The organism is Arthrobacter sp. UCD-GKA, assembly GCF_001863355.1.
Lineage (GTDB): Bacteria > Actinomycetota > Actinomycetes > Actinomycetales > Micrococcaceae > Paeniglutamicibacter.
Genome location: NZ_MOLR01000004.1, coordinates 307174 through 330789, shown reverse-complemented (window position 1 = coordinate 330789; position 23616 = coordinate 307174). Strand labels below are relative to the sequence as shown.

At 64.7% G+C, this 23616-nt stretch carries 21 protein-coding genes; 12 read left to right on the top strand and 9 right to left on the bottom strand.

Annotated elements, in window-relative coordinates:
* Nucleotides 1-55: 55 nt before the first annotated feature.
* Nucleotides 56-1297: a hypothetical protein gene (locus BLJ79_RS07800; RefSeq protein ID WP_071214144.1), complete on the bottom strand. Its 1242-nt coding sequence runs from the start codon at nucleotides 1295-1297 to the stop codon at nucleotides 56-58.
* A 131-nt stretch (nucleotides 1298-1428) separates the two neighbouring features.
* On the opposite strand from BLJ79_RS07800, the gene BLJ79_RS23330 reads away from it, so the two are divergent.
* The 3 genes from BLJ79_RS23330 to BLJ79_RS07785 all read left to right on the top strand — a co-directional run bounded on the left by BLJ79_RS23330 (nucleotide 1429) and on the right by BLJ79_RS07785 (nucleotide 4745).
* Nucleotides 1429-2232: a hypothetical protein gene (locus tag BLJ79_RS23330; RefSeq protein ID WP_175475418.1), complete on the top strand. Its 804-nt coding sequence runs from the start codon at nucleotides 1429-1431 to the stop codon at nucleotides 2230-2232.
* A 129-nt stretch (nucleotides 2233-2361) separates the two neighbouring features.
* A complete protein-coding gene (locus tag BLJ79_RS07790; RefSeq protein WP_071214142.1) occupies nucleotides 2362-3408 on the top strand; it encodes an MBL fold metallo-hydrolase in 1047 nt (348 codons plus the stop codon).
* A complete protein-coding gene (locus tag BLJ79_RS07785) occupies nucleotides 3405-4745 on the top strand; it encodes an MFS transporter (RefSeq protein ID WP_071214141.1) in 1341 nt (446 codons plus the stop codon). Before BLJ79_RS07790 ends, BLJ79_RS07785 begins: the two co-directional genes overlap by 4 nt.
* A 43-nt stretch (nucleotides 4746-4788) precedes the next feature.
* Here BLJ79_RS07785 and BLJ79_RS07780 read toward each other — a convergent pair whose 3' ends face one another.
* Nucleotides 4789-5712 (bottom strand): LysR substrate-binding domain-containing protein, encoded by a 924-nt coding sequence (locus BLJ79_RS07780; RefSeq protein ID WP_071214140.1) that lies wholly within the window; start codon nucleotides 5710-5712, stop codon nucleotides 4789-4791.
* 145 nt (nucleotides 5713-5857) lie between these two features.
* Entirely contained in the window at nucleotides 5858-7327 is a 1470-nt protein-coding gene (locus BLJ79_RS07775; RefSeq protein WP_083411092.1) for an APC family permease, read from the bottom strand.
* A gap of 437 nt (nucleotides 7328-7764) precedes the next feature.
* Here BLJ79_RS07775 and BLJ79_RS07770 point away from each other — a divergent pair, with 437 nt between their 5' ends.
* The 5 genes from BLJ79_RS07770 to BLJ79_RS07750 are packed head-to-tail and all read left to right on the top strand — an operon-like array spanning nucleotide 7765 to nucleotide 11932.
* Nucleotides 7765-8727 (top strand): ABC transporter ATP-binding protein, encoded by a 963-nt coding sequence (locus BLJ79_RS07770; protein WP_071214139.1) that lies wholly within the window; start codon nucleotides 7765-7767, stop codon nucleotides 8725-8727.
* Entirely contained in the window at nucleotides 8724-9479 is a 756-nt protein-coding gene (locus BLJ79_RS07765; RefSeq protein ID WP_071214138.1) for an ABC transporter permease, read from the top strand. The genes BLJ79_RS07770 and BLJ79_RS07765 overlap by 4 nt, the downstream gene beginning before the upstream one ends.
* Nucleotides 9476-10567, top strand: a complete 1092-nt coding sequence (locus BLJ79_RS07760) for a sensor histidine kinase (RefSeq protein WP_071214137.1) — start codon at nucleotides 9476-9478, stop codon at nucleotides 10565-10567. The genes BLJ79_RS07765 and BLJ79_RS07760 overlap by 4 nt, the downstream gene beginning before the upstream one ends.
* Nucleotides 10564-11199: a response regulator transcription factor gene (locus tag BLJ79_RS07755; protein WP_071214136.1), complete on the top strand. Its 636-nt coding sequence runs from the start codon at nucleotides 10564-10566 to the stop codon at nucleotides 11197-11199. The genes BLJ79_RS07760 and BLJ79_RS07755 overlap by 4 nt, the downstream gene beginning before the upstream one ends.
* Nucleotides 11200-11257: 58 nt before the next feature.
* Nucleotides 11258-11932, top strand: coding sequence for a metal-dependent transcriptional regulator (locus tag BLJ79_RS07750; RefSeq protein WP_071214135.1), 675 nt, complete (start codon nucleotides 11258-11260; stop codon nucleotides 11930-11932).
* Here the strand turns inward: BLJ79_RS07750 and BLJ79_RS07745 are convergent.
* From BLJ79_RS07745 to BLJ79_RS07735, 3 genes are read right to left on the bottom strand one after another with little or no spacing between them, the layout of a single operon-like run.
* Nucleotides 11929-12837 carry a metal ABC transporter permease gene (locus BLJ79_RS07745; RefSeq protein WP_071214134.1) on the bottom strand — a complete coding sequence of 303 codons (909 nt, stop codon included), beginning with the start codon at nucleotides 12835-12837 and terminating at the stop codon, nucleotides 11929-11931. The two genes, BLJ79_RS07750 and BLJ79_RS07745, sit on opposite strands and share 4 nt — an antisense overlap.
* Nucleotides 12834-13577 carry a metal ABC transporter ATP-binding protein gene (locus BLJ79_RS07740; protein WP_071214133.1) on the bottom strand — a complete coding sequence of 248 codons (744 nt, stop codon included), beginning with the start codon at nucleotides 13575-13577 and terminating at the stop codon, nucleotides 12834-12836. The genes BLJ79_RS07745 and BLJ79_RS07740 overlap by 4 nt, the downstream gene beginning before the upstream one ends.
* Nucleotides 13574-14536: a metal ABC transporter substrate-binding protein gene (locus tag BLJ79_RS07735; protein ID WP_071214132.1), complete on the bottom strand. Its 963-nt coding sequence runs from the start codon at nucleotides 14534-14536 to the stop codon at nucleotides 13574-13576. Before BLJ79_RS07735 ends, BLJ79_RS07740 begins: the two co-directional genes overlap by 4 nt.
* A 270-nt stretch (nucleotides 14537-14806) precedes the next feature.
* Here BLJ79_RS07735 and BLJ79_RS07730 point away from each other — a divergent pair, with 270 nt between their 5' ends.
* Nucleotides 14807-15589 carry a VOC family protein gene (locus BLJ79_RS07730; protein ID WP_071214131.1) on the top strand — a complete coding sequence of 261 codons (783 nt, stop codon included), beginning with the start codon at nucleotides 14807-14809 and terminating at the stop codon, nucleotides 15587-15589.
* Between the two features lie 480 nt (nucleotides 15590-16069).
* Here BLJ79_RS07730 and BLJ79_RS07725 read toward each other — a convergent pair whose 3' ends face one another.
* Together BLJ79_RS07725 and purB are read right to left on the bottom strand one after the other, a co-directional pair.
* Complete coding sequence (locus BLJ79_RS07725; RefSeq protein WP_083411090.1) at nucleotides 16070-17689, bottom strand: GmrSD restriction endonuclease domain-containing protein; 1620 nt, start codon at nucleotides 17687-17689, stop codon at nucleotides 16070-16072.
* Nucleotides 17690-18533: 844 nt separating this feature from the next.
* Nucleotides 18534-19949 carry an adenylosuccinate lyase gene (gene purB, locus BLJ79_RS07720; protein WP_083411163.1) on the bottom strand — a complete coding sequence of 472 codons (1416 nt, stop codon included), beginning with the start codon at nucleotides 19947-19949 and terminating at the stop codon, nucleotides 18534-18536.
* A 202-nt stretch (nucleotides 19950-20151) separates the two neighbouring features.
* On the opposite strand from purB, the gene BLJ79_RS07715 reads away from it, so the two are divergent.
* Nucleotides 20152-20472 carry a hypothetical protein gene (locus BLJ79_RS07715; RefSeq protein ID WP_071214129.1) on the top strand — a complete coding sequence of 107 codons (321 nt, stop codon included), beginning with the start codon at nucleotides 20152-20154 and terminating at the stop codon, nucleotides 20470-20472.
* A 26-nt stretch (nucleotides 20473-20498) separates the two neighbouring features.
* Nucleotides 20499-21923, top strand: a complete 1425-nt coding sequence (locus BLJ79_RS07710) for an alpha/beta hydrolase family protein (RefSeq protein WP_071214128.1) — start codon at nucleotides 20499-20501, stop codon at nucleotides 21921-21923.
* A gap of 43 nt (nucleotides 21924-21966) precedes the next feature.
* Here BLJ79_RS07710 and BLJ79_RS07705 read toward each other — a convergent pair whose 3' ends face one another.
* Nucleotides 21967-22359 carry a phage holin family protein gene (locus tag BLJ79_RS07705; protein ID WP_071214127.1) on the bottom strand — a complete coding sequence of 131 codons (393 nt, stop codon included), beginning with the start codon at nucleotides 22357-22359 and terminating at the stop codon, nucleotides 21967-21969.
* 121 nt (nucleotides 22360-22480) lie between these two features.
* Here BLJ79_RS07705 and BLJ79_RS07700 point away from each other — a divergent pair, with 121 nt between their 5' ends.
* Nucleotides 22481-23602 (top strand): histidinol-phosphate transaminase, encoded by a 1122-nt coding sequence (locus tag BLJ79_RS07700; RefSeq protein WP_071214126.1) that lies wholly within the window; start codon nucleotides 22481-22483, stop codon nucleotides 23600-23602.
* The last annotated feature ends 14 nt before the right edge of the window (nucleotides 23603-23616 follow it).

Below are 23616 nucleotides of genomic sequence, written 5' to 3'. Positions count from 1 at the left end.
ACCACCCCTGGGTGTTCAGGGCGGCGCTGGCCGGCGAGCACGCCGTGCGCGGGCTTCAGTCCTCGGCACCCAGGTACGCCAGGTCCTCGTCTTCCGGGTCCTCGTAGCTGATCTCGACGCCGGAGGGTTCGGCCAGGGCAAAGGCGACCAGCTTCTTCATCGCCGCGGGAATCCGGAAGTGCGTGTCGCGTTCCAACAGGCCTTCGGCGACCATGAGCTCCAGGAACAACTGTGCGAGGACCACCTCATCGGTGTCCACCTCGTCCAGCGTCGCCATGGCCACCACCAGGTGCTCCACCGGGACCCCCTCGTCGAACCCGGCTTCCAGGAGGATGGAGGACAGCAGGTCAGCGAAGAGATCGTCTTCCGACTCCTGGTCGTCGTCGAACCCGGCGGCCGCCGTGGCGATGAATTGCAGGTACAGGCTCAACGCCACGTCCCGTACCAGGTGCATCAGCATCTCCTCGTGCGCGGCCCCGGCCAAGGCATCCAGGGGACGGCTCATGGTCGCGCGCCGCGAACCCACCTCGAGGATGCCGATGCGCACCAGCGCTTCCCAGAACAAATCGAGCAGCGGAACCTGCTGGGCGCTGGTCGCCTGGAACGGCGCGTCCTCGGCGTCGGGGCCACGGACCGGGATGGTGTTGGCTCCCTGCGCCGCAACTCCCAGTGCCGCGGCCGCAGCCTGGATGTCCTTGCGGGTGAGCCGGCCTGTGGAGGTGACGTCGCGCTTGTCCCCGAACCATGCGAAGAATGCCTGCAGGTGCGCGGCCAGCGGCAATGCGAGCAGTGCATCCCGGGTCTGGGTGCGTGACAGGGCCGGGACCTCGAAGACCCGTTCGTCGAAATCTGCGTCGGCCTGCTCGTCTGCGGCTTCCAGCAACTCTTCCTGCACCTCATCGAACAACTGGTCGCTGCCGCTCCACAAATCCGAGTCGTCCAGATACAGCAGGTACCCCATCACCACCTGCAGGACGAAGCCGAAGTCCTCCTCCGGGTGGTCGAAGAAGTACTTGCCCAGGGCCACCTTCGTGGCGAAAGGATGAAGCTCCGTGGCCACCTGGGTCTTGGCGGCAACGAGGTAGTTTTCCAGGAATGCCCGCAGCACCGGGAGCGGTTCGCCCAGTTCCGGCAGCGAGGTGTTGGCGCGCACCCATTTCATGAATCCCGCAGCCACCTCGTCCCCACTGCTGCGGACCCGGAACTCGTCGATGCTGACGATGTTCCCGGCCGCCCCGGTCCGCCCGGAGTGCCCCTGCTTGGCCTTGTGGGACGTGGGTTTCTTCTTCTTGGACACGGGCTCTCGCATTCTTGCTGGCGGGAGGTGGCAGGCAACTTCCCACCACAGTACAACGGATCGACGCACGGGTTGGGGGGAATCCTTGGACGCGGAGGCCGGTTGCATGGGAGATTTGCATGGTGGATGAGATGAGCGTCGAAATTGAATTGAAGACCCTGGACCGTGCCCGGGAACAGCTACGTACCATGTTGATGTTGGTGGAGGGTGGCCAGATGCGTTGCAGCGCGGCCACCAAGAAGCCGTCGGCCGCAACCATGCGTTTGCTGGCCGAGGCACTGCCGGGAGGTGACTTCTACCCCGACGAGCACATCGCGGCCTTCGCCTGGCCATTGCTGCTGCAAGCCGGCGGACTGGCAGCCGGAACCAGGCTCGAACTCACCGCGCGCGGCCGAGCCGCACTCAAGAAGGAGCCGGATGAAGTCCTGTTGGGGCTGTGGGACCGGTGGGTCCGCGGCGGGGTGATCGACGAGCTGTCCAGGATCGAGGCCATCAAGGGGCAGAAGCGGACCAACACGCTCTCCGGGTTGAAGAACCGCAGGTTCATGGCGGCCGAGGTCCTGAAGGTGCTCTCCACCAGCGAGTTCACCATGGTGACCCAGGCCTACAACGCCTCGATCCACGAGGGCGCGCACTTCACCGTGGTGCGCAACGACATGGCGGCGTTCAAGCTCTATGTCGAAGACCCCGAGTACGGCAGCCTCGGGTATGACCACATCGATTTCGAGGGATTCGTGGACCGGCGTTACCTGATGGCGTTGCTCCTTGAATACGCGGCGACGCTCGGAATCGTTGATGTGCGCTATGTCGATCCCGCGTTCGCGATGGATGACTTTGAGGATTTGTGGGGTACCGAGGCACTAACACGGATCAGCCGCTATGACGGTCTGCGTGCGGTGCGCCTGACCGAATTGGGGTTCCGCTCCATGGGGTGAACGGGAGGAGCCGCCTAACATAGGCAAAACCGAGGATTCGAATCGATAAAAACAGTTTTACGTATGTGCCGTGAGGCTACATCCTTGTGTGAAGGACATCTCATTCTTCTCGCATAAGGAGCAGCACACGTGCAAGGCACTTCCCTGAAACCCCGCGTCGTCACCCTGGGCACGGCCGGCGGCCCGCGTTGGTGGACCGGCGAAAACGCCGGCAAGCGCGCGGGCATCGCCACCGCAGTGGTCGTCGGCGACGCCGTGTACCTGGTGGACGCCGGAACCGGCGTGGGAAACCAGCTCATGAAGGCCGGATTCAGCACCGCGAACCTACGCGGGATCTTCCTGACCCACCTGCACTCCGACCACACCATCGATCTGGCGTCGCTGGCGATTTTCGGGCTCTTCACCATCACCCCCGGCCAAGCTCCGGTCCGCATCATCGGCCCCGGCGACCGTGGCGCCCTGCCGCCGGCCTCGCCGCGCGCCCAGGTCCCGCCGACCCCGCTCTACCCGAAGAATCCGACCCCGGGCACCGCGGACATGTTCAGCCACCTCATGCAGGCCTACGGCACCGACTTGAATGACCGGGTGATCGACGCCCTGCGTCCCTCCCCGCTGGACCACTTCATCGCCTCGGACATCGCGATCCCCGCCGGAAGCGGCTACCACCCCAATGCGAACCCGACCCCCGAGGGCTTCGAGCCGTTCGAGATCTACCGGGACGAGCTGGTCACCGTGACCGCCACCCTGGTCAAGCACCCGCCGATCGCCCCGGCCTTCGCCTTCCGCTTCGACACCGCCGAGGGTTCCGTGACAATCTCCGGGGACACCGCACCGTGCGAGAACCTCGTGCGGCTGGCCCGCGACACCGACCTGCTGCTGCACGAGGCCATCGACTTCGACTGGGTCCAGCGCAGCTACGGGAGCATCGGCACCGAGGCCGCTGCCGCCTCGATGGACCACCACCGCCTCTCGCACACCTCGGCGGCCCAGGCCATCGAGCTGGCCGAACGTGCCGGGGCCCGCACCCTGGCCCTGCACCACCTGGTGCCAGGGACCACACCGGTCTCCACGTGGCTCGCCCACGCCAGGGATTTCTCCGGGACCTTCCTGGTTCCCGATGACCTCGATACCATTTCCTTTAGCCGCGCTCACACAGAATTGATGGTTGCGCCATGACCCACCTCAAGACATCGGCCGGGCAGTCGGCAGAGATCGCCGTTCCGTCGTTGAACGATCCGCACATGCGAAGGATCCTGGCCTCCTCCTTCATCGGCAGCGCCATCGAGTTCTACGACTTCATCCTTTACGCCACCGCCGCGTCGCTGGTGTTCAACAAGGTCTTCTTCGTCAACCAGTCACCCGCAGTGGCGCTCTTCGCCTCCTTCGCCACGCTCGCGGTGGGCTACCTGGCCCGCCCGCTGGGCGGCATCATCTTCGGGCACTACGGAGACAAACTGGGCCGCAAGGGCGTGCTGATCACCTCCATGGTGATGATGGGCGTCGCCTCGACCATCATCGGCCTGCTGCCGCCCACCGCACAGGTCGGTGTCATTGCCCCGATCGCACTTATCACCCTGCGCGTCATCCAGGGCCTGGCCGTGGGCGGGGAATGGGGCGGGGCCATGCTCATGGCACTGGAACACGCACCCAAGGAACGCCGCGGCTTCGCCGCCAGCTTCGCAAACATGGGCGGTCCGGCCGGCGCGGTGCTGGCTACCCTTGCCGTCTCCGCCGTTTCCACGCTGCCCACCGAGCAGTTCCTGGCCTGGGGCTGGCGCATCCCCTTCATCGCCAGCCTGGGCCTGGTTGCCATCGGCCTGGTCATCCGCCTGAAGGTCACCGAATCCCCGCTCTTCCTGGCCCTGGAGGACAAGGCCGCGGAGAAGAAGATCCCGCTGCTGCAGGTGCTGACCAAATACCCGAAATCCGTGCTCATGGGCACGCTGGTGGGCATGAGCTCCTACACCGTGCAGGGAATCATGACGGTCTGGGCCATCTCCTACGTGGTGGAGGAAGCCGGCATGGACCGCACCGCGGTGCTGAACATCAAGGCCGTGGGCGCCACCCTGACCATCGTGGCGGTGTGGTTTGCCGCCCGCTACTCGGACAAGCTGGGCCGCCGCCCGGTGATGATGTTCGGCATCATCGCCGGAGCTGTGCTCGCGCTGCCGATCATGTGGATGCTGCAACTGGGCGAGCTGTGGCTCTTCGCGATCGCGCTTTTCCTGGCCAACGGCGTCATCCAGGGCACCATCTTCGGGCCGTTCGGCGCCTTCACCGCCGAGCTGTTCCCCACGCGCATCCGCTACACCGGGGCCTCGCTGGTCTACCAGCTCTCGTCGACCCTCGGTGCGGGCTTCACCCCGATGATCGTCACCGGCCTGGTGCTGCTCGGTGGCGGCTCGCTGTGGATCGCCGGGGCCGTGTGGGCCGGGGTCTTCATCGTGGCCGCGCTGGCCATGCGCAGCGTCAAGGAAGGCAAGGACGCGGACCTGGGCGCCGAGGAGATGTAGCACCAGCCAGCTGTGCCGCGATGCGGGGGCCGGGAATGTCCGTTCAGGACGTCTCCGGCCCCTGCTCGCGTTCGGCCCCGATCCGTTCGCAGAACTCGATGAAGGCGCGCAGCCGCAGGCTTGGCCGCTCGGCGGCCGTGTAGGCGACGCAGATGTCGCTGTGGCCCACCTGCCCCTCGATCTCCAGCACGGCAAGCGGCAGCCCGTCGTAACTGACATCCGCCGGCGGGCGCTGCACCAGCACCGTGTAGCCCAGCCCGCGGGCGACCATGCCGCGCACCGCCTCGAAGTTCGAGCTGCTCCAGGCGATCTTCGGGTCCAGCCCGGACATGCGCAGGTTGACCAGCTGGTTGTCGCGCACCGTGGGGATGTCCAGGGACACGAAGTCCTCCTCGGCCAGGTCGGACAGCCGCACGGAACCGTTGCCCGCGAGCCGGTGCCCGGCCGCCAGCAGCACATAGGGGCGCCCGCTCATCACCGGGGTGTGCTGCACGCGGGGCAGCAGGTGCCGGGTGTGGGTGATCACCGCATCGAGGTAGCCCTCGAGCAGGCGTTCCTGCAATTCGGCACCGTCTCCCTCGGTGATGTGCACCTCCAGGCCCGGGTTGGGCTTGGTGAATTGCTCGCAGACCACCGGCAGCCAGAAGGCCGAAAGCCCCGAATACATCCCGATGTTCAGCGGCCCCACCAAGCCGCTCTGCCGTTCCCCGATGAGCTCCTGGACCTCCTCGGCGTGCCTGACCAGCTCCTTGGCGTCACGCAGGAAATGTGTTCCCACCGCGGTCAGCACGACGCCGCGGGCCCGGTGGCGCACCAGCAGCTGGGACCCGACGATGCGCTCGAGCTCCCCGATGGCCTGGGACATCGCGGCCTGCGAGATGTGGCAGGAGGCCGCGGCACCGGAGATCGTGCCGGCATCGGCCACGGCGATGAAGTACTGCAATTGCTTGAAGGTGTAGTTGACCACCTCCCCAGCGTAGGTGATGGGCGCTGGGCCGTGGCTGGGCTCCGGGGCAAATGTTCCGGCCTGTCGCGGGGCACTTCATTCGAAAATGCCGTGGGCGGGCATCGGATATCCGGTGCCCGCCCACGGCATGTGCGATGCCCGGTTGTTACTTCTTGGACCTGGACTTGGAATTGGCCTTGCGGGCGTTGACGATCTCCATGACCTGCTCCTCGGCGTCGATGCCGGCCTTGATGCCGCCCGGAACCTTGAAGAAGAACACCGCTCCCATGCCCCACCAGACGAAGAAAATCAGCCACGGCTGCCACGACAGCGAGGCGGGCATGCCCGGCATATACAGGGAGAACAGCGCCAGGGTCAGCACGGTGGCGGCGATGCCGATGGCGATGCCGCCCTTGCCCTTGCCTCCAATGCGCAGCGGGCGATCCATCTGCGGTTCGCGCTTGCGCAGCACCAGGAACGTCACGGCCACCAGGAAGTAGGCAATGATGATGCTCGGTGCGCCGCCGTCAACCAGCCAGCCTAGCATTTCGACGCCGAAGAACGGTGCAAGCATCGAGATGCCGCCGATGAACAGAAGCGCGTTGTGCGGGGTGCGGAACTTCGGGTGCAGGGCGCCGAACCATGCCGGCAGCATGCCGGAACGGGCCAGCGAGAAGACCAGGCGCGAGGCGCCGAGCAGCAACGAGTTCCACGAGGTCAGGATGCCGGCGATGCCGCCGGCGATCAGGATCTTGGCCATGATGTCGGAGCCGAACAGTGCGCCCATGGCATCAGCGGTGGCGATGTCGGTCTTGACCAGCTCGCTGGCCGGCATGGCCGAGGCGGTGGTCAGCACGACCATGATGTACCAAATGGTGGCCAGGACGACCGCGATGACAACGAGCCTGCCGACCTGGCGCGGCGGGATGTTGACCTCCTCGGCCGACTGCGGGATGACGTCGAAGCCGATGAAGAGGAACGGGACCACCATCAGCACCGCGAAGTAGCCGCTGACCCCATTGTTGAACATCGGGAACATGTTCTCGGAGCTGCCGCCGATGACGGAGCCGAAGAGCAGCAGCGCTCCGATCAGCAGCAGGAAGAGCACGGTGAAGGTCTGCACGATGCCAGCCTGCTTCACGCCCAGGATATTGATCAACGTGATCAGTGCTCCGGCGACCACGCCGACCAGTGCCCAGGTGAGGTGGACCTCGTACCCGGCGATGGTCCACAGCGGGATCCGGCTCAGCCCTGGAACGATGTATTCGATGGTGCGCGGTAGCGCCACGGCCTCGAACGCCACGATGGTGACGTAGCCGCCGGTGATGGCCCAGGAACCAATGAACGACGGGCGGGGGCCGAGGGCGCGCAGGATGAAGTTGTGCTCGCCTCCCGCCTTCGGCATTGACGAGGTCAATTCGGCATAGGTCAATCCGACGATGGCCATGATGACGCCGCCGGTAAGCATGGCCAGGACAGCACCCATGGTTCCGGCGCTGGAGAGCCAGCCACCGGTGAGCACCACCCAGCCAAATCCGATCATGGCCCCGAATCCCAGGGCGAGGGCATCGCGGTTGCCCAGCGTCTTGGCCAGCGTGTTCGCCGGTCCCGACGGGGGCTTGAAATCTGTAGTCATAAGGGGTCACTCCTTCGTGCCTTCAACGGTGAAGTATGTCTGAACGGCGTGATCCAGATCTATGTGCAGATCGTCGATCACAGGCCTGTCTGTTGTGTCCATGCCCAATGCGATCGGCCCCGCCGCATGCATCGAGCCGTTCGGCGCTCCGCAGGCGCCGCCCAGCCCACGCTAGAAGAGGTTTTGAGCCCATGGTGAAGCGTCACACATTTGTGGAATGTGACGTGACGCCCATGGGTTTCGAGGTCTGGCAACGGACGGAGCACCATCTGAGAGGCGCTGTGTCGACGAGTCGAGGGCCCAGCTGGACGCGGATATCCACGGACACGGGAGCCTGCCAGTACGGCACGAGGGAAATGTCTGTCATGACATCTGTCATGGCAATTTCATGATCTATAGGACTTCTGCGGGCAGGCCCGAGGCGACAGACTGGAGGCATGAAAACCACGACCGAACAGCAACCGGCATCGCCGCGGGCACCGCAGCCCGGTGCCACGGCACTGGAACTGCGCGACGTGCGCAAGTCCTTCCACACCAACGAAGGCCGGCTCGAGGCCGTCGCGGGGATCGACCTGCGCGTGGGCACCGGGGAGATCGTGGCCTTCCTGGGCCCCAATGGAGCCGGAAAAACCACCACGATCGACATGATGCTCGGCCTCACCCAGCCCACCTCCGGCACGATCTCCGTGTTCTGCAAGCCGCCCCGGGCGGCCGTCGAGGCCGGGGAAATCTCGGCGGTCCTGCAGACCGGCGGGCTGCTGCGCGACCTTACGGTGCGCGAGACCGTCACCGCCATCGCCGCGCTGCACGGTGCCAAGTCGCGAATTGACGAGGTCATGGAACGCACCGACATCACCTCCCTGGCCAGGCGCAAGGTCTCCAAGTGCTCCGGGGGCGAGCAACAGCGGCTCAAGTTCGCCCTGGCCCTGCTGCCCGATCCGCGCCTGCTGATCCTGGACGAACCCACCGCCGGGATGGACGTCTCTGCCCGCCGCGCATTCTGGGACACCATGCGCCAGGACGCGGTCGCCGGGCGCACCGTCCTGTTCGCCACCCACTACCTGGAAGAAGCGCAGGACTTTGCCGAACGCACCGTTCTCATCGGGGCCGGGCGGGTGCTGGCCGACGGGCCCACCGCGCAGCTGCGCGAGATGACCGGGGGACGGGTGGTCGGCGCCACGCTGCCGGCCGGCAGGCCGACCGCCCCCGCCGTGGCGGCGCTCCGGGCCCTGGACCAGGTCACCTCGGTGCGGCTGGAGGGCCGCCGCGTTTCGGTGACCGGCCCCGAGTCCGACGCCGCGGCGCGGATGCTGCTCAACGAACTGGCGGCCACCGACCTGGAAATCACCACGCCGACCCTCGAGGCGGCCTTCATGGCACTGACCGGAGAAGACTCATGAACCCGACCTATGTCCGCATCGAGCTCTTCCGCCAATCCCGGGACGTCGGGAACCTGATGTTCACGGTGCTGATGCCGGTGGTGATGTACCTGCTTTTCGGGAACATGTTCGGCGGCGGGGGAGAACCCGCCGGAAACGGGAACGTGAAGTTCTACGTCATGTCCTCGATGGCGGCCTACGGGGCGGCTCTGGCCACCACCTCCATCGCCGGCACGGCAGCCACCGAGGCCATGTTGGGCTGGGGACGCCAGATCGCCCTGACGCGGATGACACCCGCCGGGTTCGTGTCCTCCAAGCTGGCCGTGGCCCTGATCGTGGCCACCGGTTGCGCCGGGCTGGTCTTCGCGGTCGGGGCGGGAACCGGCGCCCGCGCCGACGCACCGTGGATCTGGACCGCAAGTTTCCTCATCGCGGTGCTCGGCTCCGGGGTCTTTGCCCTGTACGGACTGGGCATCGGAATGGCCTTCAAGTCCGAGACCGCCCTGGGCGTGGCCAGCGGGGGCATGGTGTTCTTCGCGTTCTTCGGAAACGTCTTCATGCCGCTGAGCGGGACCATGCTGGACATCGCCCGCTTCACCCCGATGTACGGCTACGCGGGGCTGGTGCGCTACCCGTTGACCGAGGGCTTCGGCGCGGGCGAGGGGGCCGGAACCGATTCGCTGGGCATGCTTGTCGCTAACCTTGTGGCATGGACTCTTCTCTTCGCGGTGTTCGCCCTCTGGGCAGTGCGCCGCTCCCGGGCGCGGAGGTGAACGACGAGGTGGGCGACCCCGGTTCCTTCTGGTCGAAGTTCGGCTGGCTGCTGGCAGCCGTCTGGGTTGTCTTCCTCATCTTCCCGATCCTGTCCATCACCGAGTCAACGCAGCCCATGCCCGCCAAGATCGCCGGGTACGGGCTGGTGGCGGCCTTCGCCGCCGTCTATCTGTGGGGCTTTTTCACCTACAGCTCGGAACTCGGGGTCAGCGCGAGCGGCCACGGACGCGCCTGGGTCCCTTTCGGCGCCCTGTTGGCGATCACCGCCGCCAGCCTTCCGATCCTCGGTGCCGACGCCATCAGCCTCGGCCCGTTCCTGATCAGCTTCGCTGCCTACCTGCTCTCGGTGCGCAGCATGTGGATCACCAACGCCGGGGTGCTCGCCGCGGCCCTGTCGGTCGCCATCCCCGCGGGGCTGGGCGACTACGTCTTCCTGCTGGGCCTGCTGGTGGTGCTCGTTGTCGTCAACGCGGTGAACACCGCGCTGATCCGGCGCGGCATCGCGGCAGACGACCTGCGCCTCGACTATGCGCTGCTGGCCGAACAGGAACGGATGGCCCGGGACGTGCACGACGTGCTGGGGCACTCGCTCACCGCGATCGGGCTGAAGGCCGAACTCGCCGAACGGCTGCTGGATTCCGACGTCGACGCCGCCCGCGCCGAGCTGCGGCAGATCCGCGCGCTGAATGCCGAGGCGCTGGACTCGATCCGCGCCACCCTGGACGGGCAGCGCAGCACCACCCTGGCCCAGGAACTTGCCTCCGTGCGCGCCGCGCTGGACGATGCGCGGATCAAGACCGTGCTCGTCGGCAACGCGCAGGATCTCGAGCCGGCGCACTCCACGGTGCTGTCCTGGATCCTGCGCGAGGCAGCCACCAACGTGCTGCGCCACGCCCACGCCACCACCTGCTGGATCCGCATCGCCCCCGGCAGGCTGGGCATCGAGGACGACGGCGACTCGCTGGCCGGAAGCCGCGAGGGGCACGGCATGCGCGGGATGCGCGAACGCGCCCGGCTGGCCGGGGCGCGGCTGGAGATCGGGGACTCGGACCACGGTGGCACCAGGGTTGCGGTGAGCTGGGAATGAGCGCAGCAGATGCCGCCGCGGCCGCACCCATCAGGGTGCTGCTGGCCGACGACCAGGCGCTGGTGCGCGGGGCGCTGGCCGCGCTGCTGAACCTGGAACCCGACATCGAGGTCGTCGCCCAGGCCGGTGACGGAGCCGAGGTCGCGAAACTTGCCGTCGAACACCGGGTGGACGTGGCGTTGCTGGATGTCCAGATGCCGGGCACCGACGGGCTGGAAGCGGCACGGATGCTGCGGGCGGCCATGCCCGGTTGCAGGATGCTGATGGTGACGACCTTCGACCGGCCGGGGTACCTGCGGGCCGCGTTCGAGGCCGGGGCCAGCGGGTTCCTGGTCAAGGACACCCCGTCCTCCGAGCTGGCCGCGGCGGTGCGCCGGGTGCATGCCGGGGGCCGGGTGGTTGACCCCGCCCTGGCCGCGACCTCGCTGACGAGCGGGGCCAACCCGCTGACCGAGCGCGAGCGCGAGGTGCTGTCCCGTGCGCAGTCCGGCGCCCCGGTGGCACAGATCGCCGCGTCCCTGCACCTGAGCGCCGGCACGGTGCGCAACCACCTCTCCAGTGCCATCGGCAAGACCGGGGAGGCGAACCGCATCGCCGCGGCCCACCTGGCCCGCGAACAGGGCTGGATCTAGGCGAGCCCACGCCCCTGCGGCACAAGGCCGGGCGGGTGTCCTCTGTAGACTCGTACACATGTCGGTTTCGGAACTTTCCATCAGCACGCAGAACTACCTGAAGGTCATCTGGGGCCTGTCCGAATGGTCCGACGACCCGGTCACCGCAACGGACATCGCCCAGAAATCGGGGCTGCGGGTTTCCTCGGTCTCCGACGCGGTGCGCAAGCTGACCACCCAGGGCCTGGTCAGCCACGCCCGCTACGGGGCCGTGGAGCTGACCGAACTGGGCCGCAAGTACGCCCTGGACATGGTCCGGCGGCACCGGCTGCTGGAGACCTTCCTGGTCGAGCACCTGGGCTACAACTGGGACCAGGTCCACGACGAGGCCGAGAACCTGGAACACGCGATGAGCGACTTCATGGTCGAACGCCTCGACACCTTCCTGGGCCACCCCTCCCGCGACCCGCACGGGGACCCGATCCCGAGCGTCGACGGGGTGCTCACGGTGCCCGACGCGGTGCTGCTGAGCACCGTGGAGCCCGGGGGTCGGGTCGTGGTGGAACGCATCAACGACGAGGACCCGGAGTTGCTGCAGTACCTCAGCGCGCAGGGCGTCGTGCCGGGGGTGGGCCTGGTCGTCGCCCAGGCCGCACCCTTCTCCGATGCGGTGCAGCTGTTGGTCGCCGGCGGCACGGCCAGCATCACGCTGGGCCGCCAGGCCGCCGACGCGCTGCACGTCTCACGGGGCTAGCTCCCGGGGCCCGCGCCTTCCGGCGCCCGGGTCCCGGAATCCGCGGTGCGGCGGCGGCGCGCCGCGGCGAAGATCCGCCGCCCCAGCAGCCCCTGGGCGGGGGCGAAGAGGTACACGAGCGCGAACACCGCGCCCTGAACCAGCACGATCATGCCGCCCGAGGCGGTGTCCAGGTAGTAGCTGGCGTACAGCCCGATGACCGAGCAGGCGACCGAGATGGCCGGGGCGATGATCAGCATCCGCCCGAAGCGATCGGTGAGCAGGTGCGCGGTGGCCCCGGGGATGATCAGCATCGCCACCACCAGGATCACGCCCACCGCCTGCAGCGCCACCACACTGGTCAGCGCCAGCAGGCCCAGCAGCGCGGCGCCCAGCAGCCGCGGGTTCAACCCGATGGCGTGCGCATGGGTCGGATCGAAGGCAAAGAGCGTGAAGTCCCGGCGCCACAGCAGCAGCGCCGCCAGGGCCAACGCCCCCAGGATGAGGATCTGGACCAGCTCGGCCTTGGAGACGCCCAACAGGTTCCCGAAGATGATGTGGCCCAGGTCGGTCTGGGAGGGGGTCACGGAGATCAGCACCAGGCCCAGGGCGAAGAGCGTGGAAAAGACGATGCCGATGGCGGCGTCCTCCTTGATGCGGCTGGTGTCGCGCACCGCCCCGATCAAGCCCACGGCCAGGAAGCCGAAGAGCAGCGCGCCGATGGCGAACGGCACGCCGAGCACGTAGGCCAGCACGACGCCCGGCAGCACCGCGTGGGACACCGCGTCTCCCATCAGCGACCAGCCGATCAGCACCAGCCAGCAGGAGAGCACCGCGCAGACGGCCGCGGCGGTCACGGCGGTGGCCAGGGCGTTGACCATGAAGCCGTAGCCCAGGGGTTCGATGACCAGGTCCAGCAGGTTCATGATTCTTCGTTCCGTCCCAGGACGTCCAGGCCGAAGGCCAGGGCAAGGTTTTCGGGGCGCAGCACGGTGTGCGGGTCCCCGTGCATCAGCACCTTCCGCATCAGGAGCACCGCCTCGTCGGCCAGCGCCGGCAGGGCGTGCAGGTCGTGGGTGGAGACCAGGATCGCGGCCCCGGCGGCGGCCTGTTCGCGCAGCAGCCGGGTGATGGTGGCTTCGGATCTCTTGTCGACCCCGGCGAAGGGTTCGTCGAGCAGCAGCACCGACGCGCCCTGGGCGATGCCGCGGGCGACGAAGGCGCGCTTCTTCTGTCCGCCGGAGAGCTGCCCGATCTGCCGGTTCGCGTGCCCGGTCAGTTCCACGCGTTCCAGGGCCTCGGCGACGGCCAGCTTGTCGGCCTTGGCGGGCCGGCGGGTGAATCCCATGTGCCCGTAGCGGCCCATCATCACCACGTCGTGCACCGAGACCGGGAAGGACCAGTCGACGTCCTCGGACTGCGGCACGTATCCGATGGCCCCGGACCTCCGGGCCCGGGCGGGGGTGCCGCCGTTGATGCGCACGGTTCCGGCCTCGGGCTTGAGCAGGCCCATGATGGCCTTGAACAGCGTCGACTTGCCCGATCCGTTCATGCCCACCAGCCCGCAGATGCGCGAGGGATAAAGCTGCAAGCTGGCCTCGTCGAGGGCCAGCACCTCGCCGTAGCGCACCGTCAAGCCGGTGGCGTCCACGGCGGGGGTGCTCATTCGGTGCCCCCTCTCAGTGCTTCAAGGATCACGTCGGAGTCGTGGCGGATCATTTCCAGGTAGCTGGGGACCGGGCCGTCGGCCTCGGAGAGCGAGTCGACGAACAGCGTGCCGCCGTAGGCTGCATCGGTGGCTTGCACCACCTGCTGCATCGGGGCGTCGGAGACCGTGGATTCGCAGAAGACCGCCGGCACCCGGTGCTCCTTGACGAATTCGATGACCGAGACGATCTGCCGCGGGGTGGCCTGCTGTTCGGCGTTCACGGCCCAGATGTATTTTTCCTTCAGCCCGGCGTCGCGGGCGAGGTAGGAGAAGGCGCCCTCGCAGGTCACCAGCGCCCGCTCGTTCTCCTTCAACCCGGAAAGCCCGGCGACCAGGTTGTCCTGCAGCTCCTGCAGCTGCGCGGTGTAGGCGCCGGCGTTGGCCGTGTAGTGCTCGCGGTTTTCCGGATCCAGCTCGATGAAGGCATCGCGGATGTTGGCCACGTAGTGCTGCACGTTCACCGGGCTCATCCAGGCGTGCGGGTTGGGCTTCCCGGCGTTGGCGTCCTCGGTGATGTCCATGACCTCGATCCCGTCGCTGAGCACCACGTGCGGCACGTCGAGCTCGGCGACGAACTTCCCGAACCAGGCCTCCAGGTTCAGCCCGTTGTCCAGGATCAGCTGGGCCTTGGAAGCCCTGGCGATGTCCTGGGGCGTGGGCTCGTAGCCGTGGATCTCGGCCCCGACCTTGGTGATGGATTGGACCTCGAGCTTGTCGCCGGCGACGTTTTGGGCGATGTCGGCCAGCACGGTGAAGGTGGTCAGCACGACCGGGCGATCGGAAGCGCCCCGAGCGGTTCCGGTTCCGGGGGAGTCGCAGCCGGCAAGCGTCGCGGTGAGCGCGATCGCGGCAAGGGCCGCCGCGAGGCGGCGGTGCCAGCGGGATGTCGCGGCACGGAGGCGTTGAGGATTCGTCATTGAGGTCCTAGGCGGTGCGGTGTGTCGATAGGGGGAAAGGGAGCGGATATCCCATATTACGTCATGGCGTAGATATTTGTACGTCTAGGCGTAACTTTGTGGTCGGGTGCCCGTGAGACGGGCAACGGCGGCAGGGCCCGGCGCCCCGCACCGCGAATCCGCGAACTACCGACCGGTATCCGGAAGAAACCATTGATGTGGCGCGGGCACCGGCATAGAATCGCCCGTGGATCCACATTCATACACCCCTTTTGATCGGTTGGAGTCGTCATGCCCAAGCCCGCGCTGCCCGTCGGATCGCCCTGCTGGATCGATCTGCTGACATCGAACCCGGAGAAATCCAAGGAGTTCTACAACGCGCTCTTTGGCTGGACCTACGAGACCGGGGACCAGGAGAAATACGGCGGCTACGTCACCGCGTCCAAGGACGAGGCGATGGTCGCCGGGATCATGAAGAACGACGGGACCTCCGGCTCCCCCGACACCTGGACGACCTACCTGCGCGTGGACGACATCGACGCGGCGGCGAAGTCCGCGGCGGAGCACGGCGGACAGGTCTACCTGCCGCCCATGGAGGTTCCCGACCAGGGCAAGATGGCGATGTTCGGGGATGCCTCGGGTGCCGCCGTCGGGATCTGGGAATTCGGCGGGCACACCGGATACCAGCTGGCCGCCGAAAACGGGGCACCGGCCTGGCATGAACTGTTCACCCGGGACTTCGCCCCGGCCGTGAAATTCTACCAGGACGTCTTCGGCTGGAAAACCGCGGTGGTCGGCGACACCGACGAATTCCGCTACACCACCCTCGGGGAGGGCGACAACGCAAAGGCCGGCATCATGGACGCCAGTTCGTTCCTGCCCGAGGGGGCCCCGCCCAGCTGGCACGTGTACTTCGCGGTCGACAATGCCGATGACGTGGTTGCCAAGACAGTTGCCCTGGGCGGGGCGGTCATCCAGCCCGCGGAGGATACGCCCTTTGGGCGCAACGCCGCGCTGACGGATCCCACCGGTGCGGAGTTCTGGATCACCCAGGACATCGGCCAGGGAAGGTAACCAGGGGACCGCCGCAACGGTTTCCCGCTTGGGGGATTCATTGTCGTCGGCGCCCGCTACTTGGGGTGCGCGGCGCCGGCGTCAATGGACTTTGGTTGTCGTTCTGCCGCCCATCGCCGCGGACGCCGGGACCGAAGAAACGTGTAGACGACCGTGGCCGCGCCCGAAACATCGGACGCGGCCACGGGCCATGGGGTCGGTGCCGGAAAATGCCCGGCCGAACCGCTTACTTCTTCAGGTGGTCAACCAACTTCGAGGCGATGCCGTTGTAGGACCCCGGGGCCAGCGCCAGCAGGCGTGCCTCGGCCGCGGTGGAGAGGCCCAGCGAGGAGACGAACTCCTGCATGCGGGCCGCGTCGACGCGGCCCGAGGTTCAGATCTTTCTGCAAAAAAGGAAAGCTTCGTCAGCCGATTGACGGCAAATACTCTGGTCTTCCTTTCGCATCAAACCGCATGTAGCTAAAAACTGGAGCCCATTTACTACGAATCGAGCTTATAACCCAGAATCTCTTCCAGAGTTCCAACGAGAAGAGTGAGTCGAAAATCAATGAATTCCGAATCGTTCGTGGGAAGCGGTGAAGGCAGTAGTTGCGAATCGTTAAGCAGTAATGAATCCTCGATGGATTTCTTTTCATAAACGTTATTCAGGTATTGCAGACCCTGACGAGCCAGACCGATGGAACTCGAGTTTACGAGAATCTGGCTAAGGACAAGTTGAGATGCGGGATCATCTATGCCCTCCACCCGCGCATTGGGATCAAAAATTGAGACCGGGCGTGAATGATTTGAGATCTGCTCAAGCGAATTTGGGTCCCGGGCACCCTGCATGGCCAACAGGCAGAGGAAAGCCCGCCAGACCGCAGCTTTTTTCTTCCGTGTTACTTCCCTGAGGAAAGATGTGCTGATAACAAATTTTGGCATTTCTGTATCAAAAACTATTGAATCAACTAATGAGTTGAACTCATCCACGGTTATGGTGTTAGCTGCGCCTTGGTATTGGAAACCAAACCCGCAGCCGACGAACCAAGGCACTATTTTGTCAGCGTTCGTATCGAGATCGTGCTCTACAGCGACCGCCGCCAGGGTTGTTAGCATGCCGCCATAAGGAAGCCAGTCTGCTCTAAGGACTCCGCAATTGTTCTTGAAGAATCGAATGGCGGCGGCAACTGCGCGAATGGCCCGATCCCAGTGCTTTCGGACGAGATCTCCTGTTAGCCCGAGTACGTCGGTCTCGCGGACGCTACGCGAGTGGATAAGGGCGATCACGCGGATGACAGGGAGCCCGTCTTCTTCGAAAAATTCTTCAAGGTCAGGGAATTCAACACATGCTTCAGACCACTTGTCGCGCAGGTTCCATCCCACATCGAAGGATTTGGCGACCATCAAGTCGAAGGCGCTGAGCCGTAGTCCGCCGCGATTGACTCGTTCGAATATACGCGCAATCGCTTCGGGCTCGAGGCCCTTATTTACGATGATGGAAGGAAGGATGAAGGTTTCAAGGGAGCTTAGATGATTTCTGTATAACGAGGATAAATTGGAAGCAACCTCCGTCCTTTGCTCGGCTTGGGTGTACTCAAGCACCTCATCGCGCCACATGAAGTAATCAGTGGGTGATTTGAGCGAGTAGTATGGCACCCATTCCCACGGATTGATCGCTGAGAAGTTGCGATATTTATCGTCCCACTCCTTGCGAGAAAATGCCTTAATGCCCTCTTCAAGTTCCTCGATTGAACTGGCGGATAGCGTCTTCTTTAGATTTGCAGCGAAGACGAAGTCACCCGAGTCATAGATGGCGTGGTAGAGAGATGTTAGTCGTTGCTGACCGTCCAGGGCAACATAATGAACTTTTTGAGGATCAATGGCAGGCCCGCCGTCAAAGGGGCGAAGACGATAAAACGTCTCCCCTGGGAATTCCTGCAAAAGGAGTGATCCCGCTGGCCATTTTCTCGAGATTGTGGCCAGTAGCTGACGTACACGGTCTTCCTCCCAGTCGAAATCTCGCTGAAATTCGGGAAGTACAAGCTCGCCTTTATCTATGAGGTCGAGCAATTCAGGAATACGAATGTCTCTTGTGTTTGTACCAGCTCGTAAATTCGTCATGAGTGTCCTCCGTGGTCAGGAGCGCTATTTGATCTCAAGGCATCAGAAGTTGGCATGTCAACGAGCCCTGAATCATCCTCAATGGACTTGAGTTGGTTAGATATCCAGCTACCTGTAGATGAATTGCTCGCTACGCATGACCAGAGGTGGGGGCGAACGGCCATGTCATTAATGGCGGATCCTGATATTTCGACGATTGAATTAATATTTGAGTTTAGATAGCCATTGTTGAGTGGACGATTATAAGTAGAAATACTCAATTTTGATGATCGTCGCGTGATAGTCCTCTTCCAAGAGCCAGAAACTTGAAGCGGAAGTTTCTCGAGAGCTTTCCTGACTGAATCAATTTCGAGGGAATGTGCGCAAGCGAGTCGCGCGACGCATTCAGCACTTTCATGCGACGGCAAGAATAGATGGATCTCAAGATCTCGACTGTTCGCCGCTAGAAAGAGGTTTGACATATATTGGCGTGTCCATGTTTGCGGGTCCATGGGAGCTAAGCGGAGGGTCGTTGAATTGTTGAAGAATTCATTAAAAAGATCTGTTGATGGTTCAGCTAAAAACTTGAATCCAGACACGGAAACGCTCTCCGCAATCCCGACCGTCGACGAAACTTCACCAAGAAACTTATCTCGTTGAAAGGCTTCATAGATGACACTTGCAACACCAATTGTCAGCAATGAGCTTGAAACAGTCGATAGTAATGTGACTAACGTCGAAGACGTTTCCGGAAGCCTGAAAGCAGCGATCCAGCCTAGTACCCCGAGCGAACTTATGATGATCCCCACAAAGAGGGATGTCCCGAGTTGTCCAGGGAAAATGCGTTTTTTCGTCGTCTTCCTACTCATTTAGAGGATCGAAGGTGGTCGACCAGCTTCGAGGCGATGCCGTTGTAGGACCCCGGGGTCAGCGCCAGCAGGCGTGCCTCGGCCTCGGTGGACAGGCCCAGCGAGGAGACGAACTCCTGCATGCGGGCCGCGTCGACGCGCTGGCCGCGGGTCAGGTCCTTGAGGCGCTCGTATGGGTTTTCCATGCCCTCGATGCCGGCGATGGCCTCGGCGCGCATGACCATCTGGATGGCCTCGCCGAGCACCTCCCAGTTGTGGTCCAGGTCGTTGGCAAGCACGTCTTCGGCTACGTCCAGGCGGTCAAGGCCCTTGGCGACGTTGGAGATTGCCAGCAGCGAGTGGCCGAAGGCGGTGCCGATGTTGCGCTGCGAGGAGGAGTCGGTGAGGTCGCGCTGCCAGCGGCTGGTCACCAGGGTGGCACCAAGGGTGTCGAGCAGGCCGTTGGAGATCTCCAGGTTTGCCTCGGCGTTTTCGAAGCGGATCGGGTTGACCTTGTGCGGCATGGTCGAGGAGCCCGTGGCGCCCGCAACCGGGATCTGCGCGAAGTAGCCGATGGAGATGTAGCTCCACACATCGGTGCACAGGTTGTGCAGGATCCTGTTGAAGCGGGCCATGTCCGCGTACAGCTCGGCCTGCCAGTCGTGCGACTCGATCTGGGTGGTCAGCGGGTTCCAGGTCAGCCCCAGGCCCTCGACGAAGGTGCGCGAGACTTCCTGCCAGTCGGCGGCGGGCACCGAGGCGTAGTGGGCGGCGTAGGTGCCGGTGGCGCCGTTGATCTTGCCCAGGAACTCGGTCTTCTCGATGCGGTCCAGCTGGCGGGTCAGGCGCCAGGCCAGCACGGCAAGTTCCTTGCCCAGGGTGGTGGGGGTTGCAGGCTGTCCGTGGGTGCGCGAGAGCATCGGCACGTCGCGGGAATCCTCGGCCATCGTGGTGATCTGGGCTACCAGCGTGCGTGCCGCCGGCAGCCACACGTTCATGACCGCGTCCTTGACACCCAGGGCGTAGGAGAGGTTGTTGATGTCCTCGGAGGTGCAGCCGAAGTGCACCAGTGCGGTGAGGTTCGCGATGCCGATGCCCTCGAGGCGGCGGCCGATGTAGTACTCCACTGCCTTCACGTCGTGCACCGTGACGGCCTCGATCTCGGCCAGCTCGGCCACGGACGCTGCGTTGAAGTCGGTGACGATCTTGCGCAGCGCGGAACGCTGGGCCTCGGTGAGCGGGGAGGTGCCCGGCAGCACGGAGTTGTCGGTCAGGTGGATCAGCCATTCGACTTCCACGTGGACGCGGTCGCGGTTCAATGCCGCTTCGGAGAGGTGGTCGACCAGCGGGGCCACGGCGGCACGGTAACGACCGTCCAGGGCACCAAGGGCGAGGGGTTCGGATGCAAGTGAAATGCGCGCGGAATCAGCCATGGTGCCCATTCTTTCATGATTCATCGACACGGCGCCCGGGACGTGACGCCGCGCACGTCGCATACCTGACGCATTCGGCCTTGCCGGGTTATCCACATGTCGCGGCCATCGGTCCGCCGGCGGAGCATGGTGCTGTCAGCGTTGAACCCAACAAACACGACCGGGCCACCGGCACGAAGACGGAAGGGGTGCGGCAGAACAGATGCTCGAAGCAATTGCCGATGAAATGCTCATGCGGGTGGTCGCCACCCAGGCCGCGGTGTATCGGGCCCGCGAACAACTCGAACAGGTGCTGCGCCTGGAATGGGAGTCCCCGGCCGGCCGCGCGTTCCGGGACCGGGCTGCCGAACTGGCAGCCAAGGTCGCCGACCTGGACACCCGGCTGGAATCGGCCCGCGGTGAAATCTGGTCCGCCCGGTCCGACCTGGCCGAGCTCGAGTCCACGATCCTGTCCACCCTGGGCACCCTGGGGCCCATCGTGACGCCCGGAGGATTGCCGCGCGGATTGCTTGGAGGGTTCTAGGAAACGGAAAAGGAGGCAAAACCACCATGGGATACGAAGTGCGCGGGGGACCGGGATCCATCCGGTTCACCCTGACCGAACTCGAACGAACCACCTCGATGCTCACCCGGACCGGCGCGGAACTGCTCGAAGGCGCTTCCCTCCTGGCCAGGTTCCCGCAATTCCCTGCGGCCATGTTGGCGCTGGGCACGCTGATGCTGCGGGCCCGAGTCATCGGCGCCGTGCAGTCCCTGGCCGAGGCCGCCGGATCGTGCACCGCACGGGCCGCGGAGGCCGGGGTGCTCGCGTTGGCGGTTGCCACCGCGCGGAGCACCTACGAACAAACCGAATTCGCGGCGCAGCGCGGGATGAACGAGGCACGCGGAAGCTTGTTGCCGCTGACCGCGATGTGGGACCTGGCCAGCAACAAGGGCCGGCCGCGGACCCAAACCACCGAGGACCTGATCAACGAGATGCCGAGCATCCTGGGATTCCCCTTCGGGTTCTTGCGCGACACCGAGCACGGAGGCATGTTCAAGGCCCCGCTGGCCGAACGGCTCTACCCGCAGCTCACCGACTTCCTGCATGACCAGAACCTTCTGCACCTGGCGCCCGTCAAGGTCCGCGGACAGGGGCCAGACCGCGTCGTGCAATTCGACGGGACCATCGAAACCCTGGTCGAGCTGCAGAAGCTGGCGGAGCGGGAACCTCCGGGCAGCCTGCTGGTCACCCGGTTCGAGGGTGACGACGGGCCGGTCTATGTCATGACGATCCCGGGTACGCAGTCGGATCCGCTCAAGGACATCAACGAGAAGGTTCGCCGGATCAGGGGAACGGAATCGGAACCGAAACTGGGCAACCCCTGGGACGGCACTGGCATTGTTGAGGGGATGGGCAACGACTCGAAGAACCTCATCCCGTCCGTCGAGGAGGCATTGCGGAAATCGGGTGCCAACGACGGGGACCGCGTGGTGGTCACCGGATACAGCCAGGGCGGGATCCACGCCGTGAACATCGTCAACCACGAGCATCTGAACAAACTCTTCGACTTCCAGTACCTGACGACATTCGGTTCCCCGACGGGACAGGTCCCGATACCCGAGGACACCCTCGCGCTGCACCTGGAGGACAGGAACGACTTGGTTCCGGGCGCTGACGGGAGCAGGAATCCCGAGGAACGCAACAGGTTGACGGTCGTCTTCGACGGCCCCGACGGATCAATCGAATTGGGCAACGACGGGTTCGGCGAGGCCCACAAGCTGGAGAACTACGAATCGCATGCCAAGGACCTGCGTGGTTCCAAGGACCCGGGAGTCATCGAGTCCCTGGGTCTGTTGGGAACCCTGTTCGGGCAATCCCGGCGCGGGAAGGTGCATTCCTTCCGGCTCGGGCGCCAACCCAAGCCGGAAATGAAGCTGCCGAAGAAAGACGAGAAGCGCGAGCGCCTGTCCAGGATCACCCCGGGACACTAGGAAGCGAAAATCCCGACGGTTGCAGGAACCGATGCGCGGCGCATCAACGCTTCGCCGGTGCGATCCAGCCCATCAGGGCCGAAACGATGGAAATGATCACCGCGCCGAGGACGGCATCCCAAAAGAACCTGTCGACATGCAGCCCCATGGGCAGGTACTGGGTCAACCAGGAGGTCAGCATCAACATTGCGGCGTTGATGACCAAGGTGAACAAGCCAAGGGTCAAGCAGGTGATCGGCAGCGACAGCAGGCTCACGATCGGCTTCACCACCGCATTGACCAGCCCAAAGACCAAGCCCACCACCAGATACGCCAAGACCACGCCCAACGTGGCATCGGTGGACGGTGCGGCGGTGACGGTGATGCCGGGCAAGACCCACGCGGCGGCCGCAAGGGCCAGCGCGTTGATCACCACGCGGAAGATAAACGCAATCATGGACCCAATAATCGCACACAGCATCCGGGCCCCGCGGCAGTGAAACAGTCTTCCCAGAAGCTTGGCAGGAACGATGCGACACATGGGGACTGCCCGGGCGGCAACGGATAAGGTGTAAGGCATGACCACCGAAAATCCTGCGCCCCTCGATCCGGTCCAGCCCCGCACCATTATTGGTCGGATGCCCAATTATGCTGCAGGCAAGCCGCCGCGCGAGGTGCCGGGCCTGAACGCCTTCAAACTCTCCTCGAACGAGAATCCGCTGCCGCCGATCCCCGAGGTGATGGACGCGATCCGGGCCCAACTCGACATCAACCGGTATCCCGATCCGCTTTCAACCAAGTTGCGCAATGCCCTGTCGGAATTCCTCTCGGTCCCGGCCGACGACATCGTCACCGGTGCCGGATCCCTCGGCGCGCTGACCCAGATCCTGGCGACCTTTGCCGGCCAGGACGACGACGGCGTGCAGGACGAAGTGGTCTTTGCCTGGCGCTCCTTCGAGGCGTACCCGATCGTGGTGGAAACCGCCGGGGCCCTGCCGGTGCAGGTTCCCCTGCTGGCGGACGGCCGCCACGACCTGGACGCCATGGCCGCGGCCGTCAACGAAAACACCTCGGTGATCCTGCTGTGCACACCGAACAACCCGACCGGCCCGGCATTGCGCACCGAGGAAGTCGAGGCGTTCATTGCCAAGGTTCCCGCCAACGTGTTGATCGTCATCGACGAGGCCTACCAGGAATTTGTGCGCGATCCACTGGCCGTCAACGGAATCGACACCTACCGCAGGCACCCCAACGTGATGGTGCTGCGGACCTTCTCCAAGGCCCACAGCCTGGCCAACCTGCGCGTGGGGTATTCGGTCTCGCATCCCGAGATCACCAATCACATCCGGGTCGTCGCCACCCCGTTCGCAGTCTCCTCGCTGGCCGAGGATGCGGCGGTTGCATCCCTGGCCCACTTCGACAAGGTTGTGGAAAGGGTACAAAAGGTCGTTGACGAACGCACCCGCGTGGTTGCCGGCCTGCAGGAGCTCGGATGGCAGATTCCGGACGCCGACGGCAACTTCGTTTGGCTGCAACTGGGTGCCAATACCGCCGAATTTGCGGAGCTGGCCTCGGAGCAAGCGTTGGCGGTGCGTGCCTTCGGCAATGAGGGAGTGCGGGTGAGCATCGGGGAAGCCGAGGCCAATACCCGGTTCCTCGAGCTTTGTCGGAACTATCCAAAAGCCCCGACGCTTTCCTAGGGGCGGATAAGTCG